This is a genomic window from Brevibacillus sp. AG (genome assembly GCF_028369215.1).
Lineage (GTDB): Bacteria > Bacillota > Bacilli > Brevibacillales > Brevibacillaceae > Brevibacillus > Brevibacillus porteri.
The window spans coordinates 164,456-177,528 of the sequence record NZ_JAQMYO010000003.1 but is presented as its reverse complement, the minus strand read 5'-3'; the positions used below and the strand labels follow the sequence as shown (position 1 = coordinate 177,528).

The following is a 13,073-nucleotide window of genomic DNA, read 5'->3' as shown; positions in this document are numbered from 1 at the left end:
CCATGGATATTCGACAGCTGCATTACTTTGTGGAAGTAGTCAAACATAAAAACTTTACGAAGGCCGCGCAATCCCTCCACGTCTCCCAGCCTTCTATCAGCAAAATGATCAAGGCATTGGAAGAAGAGCTAGAGGTAGTTCTGCTGGATCGGACGGAGCGGAAAATGGATCTGACAGACGCAGGGGAAATGGTCTACAGCTATGCGACCAAAGTGTTGCAGCTGATGGAAGGTATGTCGTCATCGATTGCAGAATTGCGAAATGTCGAGCGTGGTCGGGTCAAGCTGGGTATGATGCCGACCGTGGGTTCTTTTCTCTTGCCGAATGTGATTGCCTTGTTTAAAAAGCAGTATCCAGGCATCGATATCGAGATGAAGGAATACAGCGCCAAGCTGCTTGAAATCCAAATGGAGCAAGGAAGCATCGATGTGGCATTAACGGTTCTTCTAACGGATCAGGAGAAATTTGTGGCGGTTCCCTTGCTCGCAGAGGACCTCGTCGCGATCGTTCATCGGGATCATTGGCTGGCGGGAGCCGATGAGGTGAGCTTGGAACAGCTTAAGGACGAGGCTTTCATTTTGTTTACCGAAGAGTACGCGATGCACGATGTAGTGCGCCAAGCGTGCAAGCTGTCCGGCTTTGAACCGAAAGTCGCTTACATGAGCTCTTTATGGGATTTTGTCGGAGAGATGGTGGCTACTCAACTAGGGATATCACTCATTCCACGCTCCATCGTGAGACGCTTGAATAACGGGAATTTGCACACCGTCAACATTTCCTACCCAGTGATTGACTGGCAGTATGCTTTGATTTATCGAAAAGAAGGGTATTTATCGCATGCGACAAAGGCTTTCATATCGTTTGTAGAGAAAATGTACAGCCATAACCAAATGGAATAGAAATGATGATTTTTATGTATTGTACGAATGGAATCGAGACGGCTTAGAATGAAGGTAACTCGTTCAAAAGGTGACTTTTTGAACAACCTTTGTAGAGCAACTGGGGTGGTCTCGATGAAAAGATGGTTCTCCATCATTGCACAAGTTTTGCTATTGTTCGGTTTCACCTGGCTCGGGAAATGGGTGAGCTCGTTTTTTCACCTTCCTGTTCCCGGCAGTCTGATCGGACTCGCGCTTTTGTTCATTTGTCTATATATCGGCTTGATTCGTCTACAGTGGGTGGAAGCAGGGGCGACTCTGTTATTCTCGCAGATGATCCTGTTTTTCGTACCATCGCTGGTCGGGATGATGCAATATCCATGGTTATTAGGAATAAAAGGATTACTGGTGCTTGTGGTAGTCGTAAGCGGTTGTGCGCTTGTGATGATTTCGACAGGTGTTATTGCTGAGCGTATGTTCAATCGTGGAGAGGTGAAACAGCATGATCCTGTGGAAAACGTCTAGCGTGCTCCTGACACTCGTTTTCTTCTATGCAGCAAAAAGGTTCAACAAGAAAAGACCGTCTCTGCTGTTTTCTCCGGCCATATTGGCGCCGATCGGTTTGATTCTGTTTTTGCTTTTCGCAGGCATTCCTTATCAGGTGTACAGTGAAGCGACCTCGCTCATTAGTGAGATGATGAGCGTAGTCACAGTGGCGTTTGCGATTCCGCTGTACCGAAATTGGTCGGTGTTAATGGCGCATCGCCGGATGATTTTGACGAGTCTTGCTACGGGTTCCCTCATCGCTATCATTGCAGGTGTCTCCACGACGATGTTAGTCGGATTGGGAAAAGAAGCGGCGCTTAGCGTCATTCCTCGCTCGATTACCTTGCCAATTGCGGTGAGCGTAACGGAGGCGATTGGCGGTTTGCCTACGATGACGGCCGTTTTCGGGATGCTGACCAGCTTTGCAGGCGTTTTTTTGGCTCCTAAAATCATCAAGAGAATGAGGCTCCGTCATCCTGTGTCCATCGGCTTGATGTACGGAATGGGCGCACATGCGTTGGGGATGGTCAAAGCTTTTGAGCGTGGGGAAACAGAAGGAAGCAGTGCGACTTTGGCTGTGATCGCCGGAGCGATGATTACGGTGGTGTGGGCGTTTACCTTGCTGCCGGTGATCATGTCGTGGCTGGCTGTGTGAAGGAAGGGGCTGTTAGATAGCCCTTTTTTTATTTCACTCATGGATTTGGATTTTAAAAGGATAAAAATGGAAAGTGCAACGTGACCGCCCAAATGCTGGCGAAAGGTGTATGATAGAGGACAAATAAAAGCTCCATAACTCTTTCATCTTGGCAGGAGGCAACATGAGACCGCTATATATCGTCCTATTACTCTGTACCAGCTTCCTTTGGGGAGGAAATTTTGTTGTTGGTAAAGTCCTTGTCGGGCACGCGTCTTCCTTGACGCTGACCAATTTGCGCTGGCTCATTGCTGTTGTTTGCTTGTTGCCGGTTGTTTGGATACGCGAAAAACGGATTTTTCCAACGCGAGAGGCACTTCTTCCTTTGATAGTGATGGGAGTGACCGGCGTAGCACTTTTTAATTTATTCATGTTCTGGGCACTTGAGCGGACAGACGCGACCAATGTCGGTCTATTGTCCACGCTGAATCCGGTTTCGATCGCGATTTTCTCCTTTTTGCTGGTGGGTGAAAAGATTCGACCGTTGCAGATTGTCGCGATGCTTGTCTCGTTTGCAGGCGTCCTTGTGGTGATGACAAAAGGAGACTTCGCACACTTGTCCCAATTGCACTTTAACACGGGTGATTTGTGGATGCTCGCCGCTGTCGCCATGTGGGGGATTTACTCCGTATGCGGGCGTTGGGCGATGAAGACGGTCTCGCCGATGATGTCCACACTGTACTCGGGGATTTTCGGTGTCGCGCTGATGCTGCCCTTTAATGTCACCACATTTACGATTAGCAACACAGACTGGACGTTCTGGCTGTCGTTGTTCTACGTTGGTGTAATGGCGACTGTCGTCAGCATGGTGTTGTGGAATATCGGTGTGCAAAAGGTAGGCGCAACCTCAGCCGGTATGTTCCTCAATTTCAATCCCATTTTTACAGCCATTCTCGCCTTTCTTTTGCTCGGGGAACGTATGACCATCATCCAATTGCTCGGCAGTGTAATCGTCATTGTCGGCTGCTATATGTTCTCACGCTTAAAGCACGTCTCGCCCCCGACACCACATACAGTCAAGCAAGCACAAGGCTAAAAAGGGATCCCTCGTCTGGTCAAACAGGTGGGGGATTTTTTTATTAGAAGGTACCAATCAGCGCACAAGGCTAGTGAGGAAGAAAAAGCACAGGGCTCGTAGACCTTGACAACGCCTACCCAGTCGGAACTACAAAAAGGGGACCACGCTTGTCGAACACTTCTCCCTTGAGAATCTTCCGCCCGTAGGGTGGCTTTGGCTCGACGGTCCCCTTTTTGTAGTGGAGACGTCCAGTGAATCCCCCATGCTGGCGTGTCAGAGTCGAAGAGAACGGTGCTTTTTCTTCTCCTCCACTATGTTGACTCATGGTTTTTCTTAGTCGATCACTTGGACATGGGCATTCGCATACAAATAAGAAGGACAGTGTGTGAAGGGGAGGTTGTATATGATCGTCATAGCGGGGAGACCAGCTAATCCCGCCTCGTTGGCAGCGGAATGGGGATTAAATCCGGTACAGCGTGAAACGGTAGCGATTATGGCACGAAGTGATGAAGTATTTGAATATCCGACTCCTGAGCTCCTGCAATTTGAACTGAAAATGCGCGATCATCTGGTGAGGTCTGCCTTGGCACTGAACGAAAGCGGCCTGGCCTTTTCTACTTTTGAAGAATCTCGTGCCAATCCAGCTTACTGGATTCGAACAGACCAGGGCGGATTCCGCTTGCGACCGGGAGTGTTGCCATCCAGCGGGATTATTAATATTTTTCGTGAGGGCCAGAAATACGCTACAGAGTGCGCAACCGCGATGGTCGTTATTATTTATCATGCAGTCCTACAGTCCATTCGTTTACCCGATTTTGAGAGAATGTTTGCGGACATCTTACTATATGACTGGCGGTACGATCAGGATCTAGACTTGCAAACATTGCGGACAAATACCTTCTTGCCTGGTGATGTGATTTATTTTGCCAATCCTGATTACGATCGCGCGACACCTCAGTGGCAAGGAGAAAATGCAGTCGTGCTCGGCAATGGCTTGTATTACGGACATGGTGCGGGGATCAAACGAGCGAGTGAGATGGTAGCATTTTTGAATGAACAACGAAGAGCGGGAGCAATGAGGTCTGCCTATCTGGTCAATCAGGCGACTCGGCCTGGTTTCGCCTACCTGTTTCCCTACGACAACGGTCGTTCCACCATGCGAGCTTCTGGACTTCCCATACAAGTGAGCAGTCGAATTTCAGCGCAGATCGGATCTTTGTCTTGGGAGTGGTAAAACGAACAAAAGCCTCCTGCCATAAAATGCGGCGAGAGGCTTTTTTCGCTCATTTGTGTGTGTTCAGGAGAATCGCTTCCAAGAAAACATAGACAAGTCAAGGGAAGATGCTCCCTCTACCAGCAGTTGGCTGGTCGCTTCTCCGATCGCACTGGCGAATTTAAAACCGTGCCCGGAAAAGCCTGCTGCAAATACAAGCTGTGGATGTTCAGGATGACGGTCAATGACGAAATGCTCATCAGGCGTCATGGTGTAGATGCATACCTTGCCTTGTCGCAATGGTCCGGCGGCCCCAGGCATATACGCTTCCAAAAAGGAACGAACATCCCCTTCGTCCGACAAATAGGTGCCAAAGGTACGTTCTAGTTTATCAGGATCGATGGCTAGTCCTCCGTCATGGCGTCCGATTTTTACACCACTACCATCAAAGCTGGGAAATCCGTAGAACATGGAGTCATAAAGGCGAAAGATGAAAGCGGGAAATTCATCCGCGCTGTACTGGCTCTCATCTGCACCAAACCAGGCGACCGTTTTGCGTGTAGGGGTGAGCGGGATGGACAAGCCCAACGAGTCAAGGAGAGAACCATTCCAAGCACCGGCGGATAGAAGGACTTTATCCCCGTGGTAGCTGGCAGATTCCGTATGCACGATGAACCCATTACCTGCTGGCTCCAACTGCGTGACTGGCGTGTTCGTCAACAGTGTAGCTCCTGTGGCAAGGGCGAGCTCTCGATAGGCACGAATACCGTTTTCAGAATAAAGCACACCTGAAGTAGGCTCCAGGCAGCCGTAGTAATCAGCAGGCAGATTGATTCCTGGCCAGCGTTGCATGACCTCATTGGCACTAAGTACTTCCAAGGGAAGGGAGTACTGCTCGGCGCTCTCCCGAATTTCATTCAGGAAAGGACAATGCAAGGGTCCTGCGTTCAAAACACCTGTTTTGGCGAAGATCGGCATGCCGGATGCTTGTTCCAATTCTGACCACAACTGTTGCGCTCGCAACGCAAGCGGGACGTACTGTTTTCCTTCTCCATACGCATGACGAATGATACGGGTATCCCCATGATGACTGCCCATCGTGTGTGGGGGATCAAAGGCATCGATCATGAGTGTACGCACGCCCTGCTTGGCCAGATAGTAGCCAGCTGCCATTCCCATCGATCCTGATCCAACAATAATGACGTCGTAGTTTTGCATCAACCGTCCTCCATTCCACTTTATTTTCATCTATCTTACAGGAGTTTTCTGAATTGTGGATTTAAATTTTTGTGTAAAGATCAATTTTTTTGTGCGCAATAAGGTTTATTCCATCAGTTGGGCGGGAAAAGGAGATTACGCTATCATCATTACGTTAAGAAAAGTGGTGTTTACGAAATGAAATGGACGATCGGAAAAAAACTGGGCGGTGCATTCGCATTTGTCCTGGTCATCATTATCTTTACGGGAATAACAAGTATTGTAAAGATGCAGGAAATGAACCAGAAGATGGTGGAAATGAATACAAGCTGGCGCCCGGGATTAGAAGACATTCTGAAGATCAACATGACGCTGGAAACCATTTACGGAGTTACTCAAACCATGCTCACAACAGAGAACATGGATGACAAGAACAAGTACGTAAAAACAGTGGATGACCAATTTGCCTATATTGACGGGCTATTGGCCAGCTATGAAAAAACGATTGTCGGTGAAGAGGACCGCCAAAATTATGAGGGATTGAAGCAGGCACTGAAAAAATACGAGGAATTCAACCCTCAGTACGTCGAAATCGGCAAAAGAGTGGATATCAGAAAGGCTGCTAGCGATGCAGACATGGCTGAGCTGGAGCTCATCAAGAAAAAAAGCAGTGAACTGTTTCTTGAACGCAAAAAATACTTGGATGCACTGATTACGTATAACAGCGAAGGAGCCCAACGAGTTGGCACGGAAAGCGCAGAAATGTACGAATCCGTAAAACGCGATATGCTCATCGTCATGGTTGTCTCAGTGATTGCAGGTATATCACTGGCTATCTGGCTGACCGTAAATATCCGTCAACCGATCCAGCGTTTGATGGAAGAGATGAAGAAAGTCGCTGATGGAGATTTGAGAGCAGAGCCATTGGTTGTCAAAACTCGTGACGAGATTTTGGATCTGACGAATTCGTTTAATGAAATGGCGACCAGTTTAACTTCTGTCATTCGTCAGGTAGGTGGGACATCGGAGCTGGTAGCCGCATCGGCAGAGCAACTGACGGCAAGCGCAGATCAGACGAGCCGGGCAACCGAACAGATTGCTGTTACTGTTCAAGAAGTGGCAGCAGGAGTTGATCGTCAGGTAGCGAGTGTAGAGAATGGGGCGAAATCCATTGATGATATGTCACGAGGAATTCGTCAAATCGCAAACAACGCACAGCAAACATCCAATTTGGTGAGCGAAGTAGCCAATATGGCAGGAGAAGGGAACCAGTCGATTCAGGCAGCGGTTCAACAAATGAATGCGATCCATACCTCCATGCGTGAGCTCTCATCCGTGGTAGATGGTCTGGGCAATCATTCTCAAGCAATCGGAGAAATCATCGAAGTCATTACAGGCATTGCGGATCAGACCAATCTGCTCGCCCTCAATGCAGCGATTGAAGCAGCACGCGCAGGAGAGCACGGCCGTGGATTTGCGGTTGTAGCAGATGAGGTACGGAAGCTGGCAGAGCAATCGGCACAGTCCGCCCAAAAAATCGCGCAGTTGATCAGTACGATTCAGACAGATACAAAAGTCGCCGTCGAATCGATGGAAACAGGCACCCGGGAAGTACAAGAAGGAATTCGCGTCGTTCATCGTGCGGGCGAAACGTTCGGTCATATTCAGAACTCGATTGGCACAGTAGCCGACCAGATTCACGACGTGTCTGCATCCGCCCAGGAAGTATCTGCCCATTCCGAACAGGTCGTACAGGCGATGGAGCTGGTCAGCGAAGTTTCCGATTTGACTGCTGATGGCACGCAAAACGTTTCCGCTGCTACACAGCAGCAGCTCGCTTCCATGGAGGAAATCGCTTCGTCAGCGACAGCTCTTTCCAATATGGCAGAAGAGCTGCAACACATGATTCGCCGATTTAAGGTGTAGGCATAATCGAATAAACGAACGCAAAAACGCCAAAGTGATTGGCGTTTTTTTTCTTCTTTCCCCTGTCATTTTTTTAGAAAAAGTTAATCTTTAGGAAATAGTTCATTAAGAACAGGTTTAGTAGGAGTTTATCTCTTCCGACTACGATAGATTCAGAGGGTTGATCCCCCATCGTAGACAAGGAGATGATCGTATGAAGAAAATGAAAAAGCACCTCTCACTACTTTTACTCGCGTCGATGCTTGGAACAGGGGTAGCGGTTCCTTTCAACGTTCTGAACATGGATACAGTAGCGAGAGCAGCCTCTCATGATAAGCAGGATGACAGAGAAGCTGTCGAGGTGACGAGCATCAAGTCTCTGAACTCGATTACACTCGAAATCACCTTTGCAGAGCCACTTAGCTCAACAGAAGTCGAACTAAACAACGCGCTAAAAAACTTCGAATTCGATAACGACTTGACCATTCGAAATGTTCCACAACGAAAAACAGGATTCGAAACTACCTACATCGTACCTACTACTCCGCAAGAGGAAGGCACAACGTATACCTTCACTTACAAAGGCGAGGAAATGGGCACCTTTGAGGCAAGCGATGAAAAAATTAACATGCGAGAAGCGCGTCAAGTGTCCAATGATACGATTGAGATCGAGTCTCGTCTAGGTGACCGCGTAACCGATTACGGAAATGTGATCGAAGCATATGCAGGCAAACGAGGCGGCCTTGATTTTGAATTGGATGAGGACAACCGTTACAGAGGGAGAGAATACCAAATCATCTCATCCTTGCGCGGTACACAAGTAACCTTGACACCACGAAAAGGTGAGCCGATCGTTGCCACATACGTTCCGTTTACCCAAAATACAGATGGAGTTCAAGAACCGAAATTCCGCCTACCAGCGGGAGAAGAATTGGAGCCAGGTGTAACTTACACAGTCTCTTCGGATTGGGCTGATTTCCGTGACGCTACCTTCACAGCGAGAGATGTTGATCCACTTACTATCCAGTCTGTAAAAGCAAAGAATGAAACCATACTCGACGTAACACTGCGCCGCGATCCGCGCGAAGAAATTTTCCCACTTCGTCGCATCACATTGACAGCTCCAGATGGAACAGAACTGGTTGCCCAATATAAATTTACGACGCGCAATGGGGCAACGGGAACGTTTGAAATTATGGATGGAAAAGAGCTGGAATCGAATGTGACCTATGAGGTTGAACCAGTAGGAGAATGGGCGACAGCAAGGGACATCTCCTTTACAACAGATGCCCAACCAGATGAAAATGCAGTCGTACAGAGCATGAAGTCGCTCAATCCGATCACATTGGAAGTGACCTTGTCCGCTCCACTCGTGGCGGAAGATTTGGTACTGGCAAAAGCACAGGAAAATTTCCAATTCGATAACGGTTTGACGATTCGCAATATCCCGCAGTTAAAGACAGGCACAATAGCTACTTACTATGTTCCAACGACGCCTCAAACTTCTAACATGACGTACACGTTGACATATAAGGACGAAATGGCTGGTACTTTTGAAACGAACAGTGAATTGATTGATATGGTTGAAGCACGTCAGGTAGCGTACGATACGATTGAGATTGAATCAAGCCTGCGCGCTGGCGTAACAGACTATGAAAATGTGATTGCGTCTTATGTCGGCAAGCGCAATGGTCTAGACTTTGTGTTAGATCAAAACAATCAATATCGGGGAAAGAACTATGAAATCATTCCATCGCTGAGAACGGCACAAGTGTACATCACGCCAGAAGGTGGCGAGCCAATCGTTGCGACGTACGTTCCATTTACACAAGCGACAGATGGTCGTCAGGAACCAAAATTTCGTTTGCCAGCAGGTGAGACACTGATTCCAGGCGTAGAGTATACCGTTACAACGGATTGGGCTGATATCAAAGATTCCAAGTTTACAGCGAAAGCGATCAACCCACTGACGATTCGCTCCGTAAATGAAGTAAACCCAACTACGCTGGAAGTAAGATTGAACAGTGATCCGCGCGATGAACTGTTTGCTTCCCGCCAAATCAAATTAACAGCACCGGATGGGACTGAGCTGGTTGCTCAATACAAAGTAACAACACGCAAAGGCTCTACCGGAATCTTCGAAATGATGAATGGCGGCAAGCTAGAACCAAATACCATGTATTCCGTTACGCCTGTAGGGCAATGGGCAGGTCTTACCTTCACGACAAAGTAACAACGAACAAAACCTCTAACAGGCAATCTAAGCTCGGTGTTTAACCGGGCTTAGACCTTTATCACAATGACGAACCGAGGAGGAATGTACCATATGTATCGACTCATTCTCACTGCGATCCCATTCGGCATGCTGTTGACTGGCTGCATGGATGAACCGACAACAACATCTCCGACAGTCACGACAGCACAGCAACAACAGCAGCAATCAACACAAACACCCAACAGTCCCAAACAAGTAAAAAGCCGTCTCTGTCTAAAGAGGAAATAAAAGCATGGAACAATAAAATGCTCGCAGCCGCAGCTGAGGGCAAAACCGATGAAGTCAAGGCTAGCTTGGCAGCAGGGGCTGAGATAAACGCACAGGATGATCGTGGAAGAACAGCGGCGATGGCAGCTACACACGGCAACCATGTGGAAACCGTGAAAGTCCTCATTGAAGCAGGAGCTGACATCAACATTCAGGACGACCGGCAAGATAATCCGTTTTTGTATGCGGGAGCAGAAGGATACCTAGAAATCTTGAAGCTGGTTATCGATGCAGGTCCAGATGCGAAGATTTACAACCGCTTCGGAGGTACTCCTTTGATTCCAGCGGCAGAACATGGGTATGTAGAAGTAGCAAAGGAACTTCTTACCCGGACGGATGTAGACGTCAACCATGTGAACAATCCGGGATGGACAGCATTGATGGAAGCCATCGTATTGAATGATGGTGGAAAAAAACAACAAGAGATGGTCCAACTGTTAATCGACCACGGTGCTGATGTGAACATCCCGGATAGCGAAGGAAAAACGCCACTGTATCGTGCAAAAGAACGTGGCTATGACGAGATTGTACAAATCCTGCAAAAAGCTGGAGCACGCTAATTTGCGGAAGTAAGCATACATTCATACTTCGAGCGCGATGGAAATAATCCTCGACTAGAATAAGTCGTAGCAAGAGTGATTCTAGTCAAAGGAGGCTATGTTCATGACTAGCCATACGACCATCCAACCGAAGATTTTGTATTACGGAACTCCCGTCGTCCTGTTGACGACTGAAAATGAAGATGGAACAACGAATATCAGCCCCATTTCATCGTCATGGGCGTTGGGGAATTATGTTATTCTGGGACTCGGGTTTGGTTCGCATGGATTGGAAAATTTGCGTCAGCGGCCCGAGTGTGTTATCAATTTGCCAGATGCCTCCATGTGGCAGCAAGTGGAAGCGCTGGCTCCGCTAACAGGCCGCAATCCCGTACCCGCTTATAAAAAAGAACTGGGCTTCCGCTATGAAGCAGATAAGTTTCAGGCAGCCAAGCTGACTCCTGTTGACTCTGATATCGTTCGTCCAAAGCGAGTGGGAGAATGCCCGCTTCAACTCGAAGCAGTTGTCCGCACAATCCGTTTTCCGGAATATGCCGACATGTTTGCGATTGTGGAGACAGAAGTACGTCACGTCCATGCAGACAAACAGATTGTCCAAAGTGCTCATCACGTGAACCCTCAAGCATGGAATCCGCTGATCTACAACTTCCGCCATTATTTTGGTCTGAGTGATCAGTTAGGAAAAACATATCGATCGGAAACGTAGAACGTCAAAAACGCCAAGCATTTGGCGTTTTTTTATTTCTGTAGGAAAATATGGTATATTAGGTGTTGCCTAATAAAGTTAGCTAACACCTAAAGGTCGAGGGGTGAAAAGATGCTTGTCTGGATGTTGCGAAAAGTAATGGCAGAAAGAGGAGTTTGGACGGGAGCCGCATTAGCGAGGTTGTTGAAAGAGAAAGCAAATTATAGTCTGTCTCCAGCCTCCATCAGTGCTTTACTAACCAGTCAACCCAAACAAATGAAAGCCGAGACACTTGATGCACTCTGTACAGCTCTGGAGTGTACACCAAATGACTTGTGGGCATATACACCGCCTAATAGAGTGAAGGGAGCATAAGAAGATGGCAGTGAAACAGATTTTGCCTTTTGGAGACCCGATCTTGCGCAAAGTAGCCAAGCCAGTGGATGACCTGAATGCAAGAACATTCAAGCTACTGGATGAGATGGCTGAAACCTTATATGCCACGGACGGCCGTGCTGGCCTTGCCGCACCTCAAGTAGGAATTCTTCGCAGAGTGATTGTCATGGATTGTGGAGATGGATTAATGGAGCTCATTAATCCGGAAATCATAGAAAAAAGTGGCGAACAAATTGGAATGGAAGCTTGCTTATCTTTTCCGGGTTACTATGGCAATGTAAAGAGAGCCGAGCATGTAAAGGTAAAGACGTTGAACAGACAAGGCGAGGAAATGATCCTTGCAGCAGACGGATTCCTTGCTGTTTGTATGCAGCATGAAATCGACCATTTAGACGGAATTTTATTCGTGGATCATGTTCAGGAAAAATGGCTGTATCATGAAAAAACAAGACAAAAAATCGATTTGCTGGATGTGATCCGCTTAACAAAAAAGGCCTAACAAAAAGGCGTACCGTCTCCATTCGGGAAATATGAATAGTAGAAGGCCGTTTGTTCCGGATATCTTTTTACGTGAACCTAAATGGTATCATCTGAAGAGCGGCATTATTACGTGGAGGAACACACATGGAACAACTACTGATAGGTAGCTTTCTTTCTGCCATGGCTACTGGAGTGGGCGCCTTGCCTATCCTTTTTTTCAAGTCGGTATCCCATCGATGGCGGGATATATTGCTGGCGTTTACGGCTGGAATTATGGTGGCTGCCTCGACATTCAGTCTGATCCCACAGGCACTTCATAGCGCGCCATTTATTATCGTCTGTTTGGGAGTGCTTACTGGAACATTGTTGCTTACGGTGTTGGAAAGCATTGTCCCGCATATCGATCTGGAGCATACGAGAATCAACATTTCGATGGATTCGCAATCGCTGCTGATTTTGTCCGCGATTACCTTGCACAATATTCCGGAGGGCTTGTCCGTTGGCGTGAGTTATTCGAGTGAACAGTCGGGCTTGGGTGGCCTGATTTCTTTTGCGATCGGTCTGCAAAATGCACCAGAAGGCTTCCTGGTCGCTCTCTTCCTGATCAATCAAAGGGTTAGTCGTCTCAAGGCGTTTATTTTGGCTACGATGACCGGAGCAGTCGAAATCGTCTCTGGGATCTGTGGCTATTACCTGACCTCTGTGGTACAAGGGCTGGTGCCATATGGACTTTCCTTTGCCGCAGGCGCGATGTTATTCATCGTTTACAAGGAGCTCATCCCCGAAAGCCATGGAGATGGTCATGCTCGTTCCGCGACTTTTTCGTTCATTCTAGGACTTTTGGTCATGATTGGACTAGTTCAGTCGTTCGGATGAGCGGTTTTTTTCAAAAAGCCTCACAAGTGAGAGCAAAAATTCCGAAACCATATATAGATAGATTTCGATTATGGAAGTAGGGA

At 47.7% G+C, this 13,073-nt stretch carries 14 protein-coding genes; 13 read left to right on the top strand and 1 reads right to left on the bottom strand.

Annotated elements, in window-relative coordinates; translation table 11 throughout:
- Positions 1–2 precede the first annotated feature (2 nt).
- From POF51_RS09810 to POF51_RS09790, 5 genes are all read left to right on the top strand, one after another.
- Positions 3–899 carry a LysR family transcriptional regulator gene (locus POF51_RS09810; RefSeq protein WP_271755311.1) on the top strand — a complete coding sequence of 299 codons (897 nt, stop codon included), beginning with the start codon at positions 3–5 and terminating at the stop codon, positions 897–899.
- 114 nt (positions 900–1,013) lie between these two features.
- Complete coding sequence (locus POF51_RS09805) at positions 1,014–1,403, top strand: CidA/LrgA family protein (RefSeq protein ID WP_069846917.1); 390 nt, start codon at positions 1,014–1,016, stop codon at positions 1,401–1,403.
- On the top strand, positions 1,381–2,079 hold the full coding sequence (locus POF51_RS09800) for an LrgB family protein (RefSeq protein WP_069846915.1): 699 nt from the start codon (positions 1,381–1,383) through the stop codon (positions 2,077–2,079). The genes POF51_RS09805 and POF51_RS09800 overlap by 23 nt, the downstream gene beginning before the upstream one ends.
- A 163-nt stretch (positions 2,080–2,242) precedes the next feature.
- Complete coding sequence (locus POF51_RS09795; protein WP_271755310.1) at positions 2,243–3,154, top strand: DMT family transporter; 912 nt, start codon at positions 2,243–2,245, stop codon at positions 3,152–3,154.
- Between the two features lie 385 nt (positions 3,155–3,539).
- Positions 3,540–4,370 carry a protein-glutamine gamma-glutamyltransferase gene (locus POF51_RS09790; RefSeq protein ID WP_069846911.1) on the top strand — a complete coding sequence of 277 codons (831 nt, stop codon included), beginning with the start codon at positions 3,540–3,542 and terminating at the stop codon, positions 4,368–4,370.
- A gap of 63 nt (positions 4,371–4,433) precedes the next feature.
- On the opposite strand, the gene solA is transcribed toward POF51_RS09790, so the two are convergent.
- The gene (gene solA / locus POF51_RS09785) at positions 4,434–5,567 is read right to left on the bottom strand and encodes an N-methyl-L-tryptophan oxidase (protein ID WP_069846909.1); all 1,134 of its coding nucleotides are present in this window, start codon (positions 5,565–5,567) and stop codon (positions 4,434–4,436) included.
- Between the two features lie 177 nt (positions 5,568–5,744).
- Between solA and POF51_RS09780 the strand changes: the two genes are divergently transcribed.
- From POF51_RS09780 to POF51_RS09750, 8 genes are all read left to right on the top strand, one after another.
- The gene (locus tag POF51_RS09780) at positions 5,745–7,472 is read left to right on the top strand and encodes a methyl-accepting chemotaxis protein (RefSeq protein WP_069846907.1); all 1,728 of its coding nucleotides are present in this window, start codon (positions 5,745–5,747) and stop codon (positions 7,470–7,472) included.
- 193 nt (positions 7,473–7,665) lie between these two features.
- Entirely contained in the window at positions 7,666–9,684 is a 2,019-nt protein-coding gene (locus tag POF51_RS09775) for a hypothetical protein (protein ID WP_271755309.1), read from the top strand.
- Between the two features lie 93 nt (positions 9,685–9,777).
- A complete protein-coding gene (locus tag POF51_RS32105; protein ID WP_334312662.1) occupies positions 9,778–9,954 on the top strand; it encodes a hypothetical protein in 177 nt (58 codons plus the stop codon).
- 17 nt (positions 9,955–9,971) lie between these two features.
- The gene (locus tag POF51_RS09770) at positions 9,972–10,553 is read left to right on the top strand and encodes an ankyrin repeat domain-containing protein (protein WP_069847492.1); all 582 of its coding nucleotides are present in this window, start codon (positions 9,972–9,974) and stop codon (positions 10,551–10,553) included.
- A gap of 103 nt (positions 10,554–10,656) precedes the next feature.
- On the top strand, positions 10,657–11,259 hold the full coding sequence (locus POF51_RS09765) for a flavin reductase family protein (RefSeq protein ID WP_069846903.1): 603 nt from the start codon (positions 10,657–10,659) through the stop codon (positions 11,257–11,259).
- Positions 11,260–11,370: 111 nt separating this feature from the next.
- Entirely contained in the window at positions 11,371–11,613 is a 243-nt protein-coding gene (locus POF51_RS09760) for a helix-turn-helix domain-containing protein (RefSeq protein WP_007722000.1), read from the top strand.
- A gap of 4 nt (positions 11,614–11,617) precedes the next feature.
- Entirely contained in the window at positions 11,618–12,133 is a 516-nt protein-coding gene (gene def / locus POF51_RS09755) for a peptide deformylase (RefSeq protein ID WP_017249987.1), read from the top strand.
- Between the two features lie 125 nt (positions 12,134–12,258).
- Positions 12,259–12,990 carry a ZIP family metal transporter gene (locus tag POF51_RS09750; protein ID WP_017249988.1) on the top strand — a complete coding sequence of 244 codons (732 nt, stop codon included), beginning with the start codon at positions 12,259–12,261 and terminating at the stop codon, positions 12,988–12,990.
- Positions 12,991–13,073: the final 83 nt, after the last annotated feature.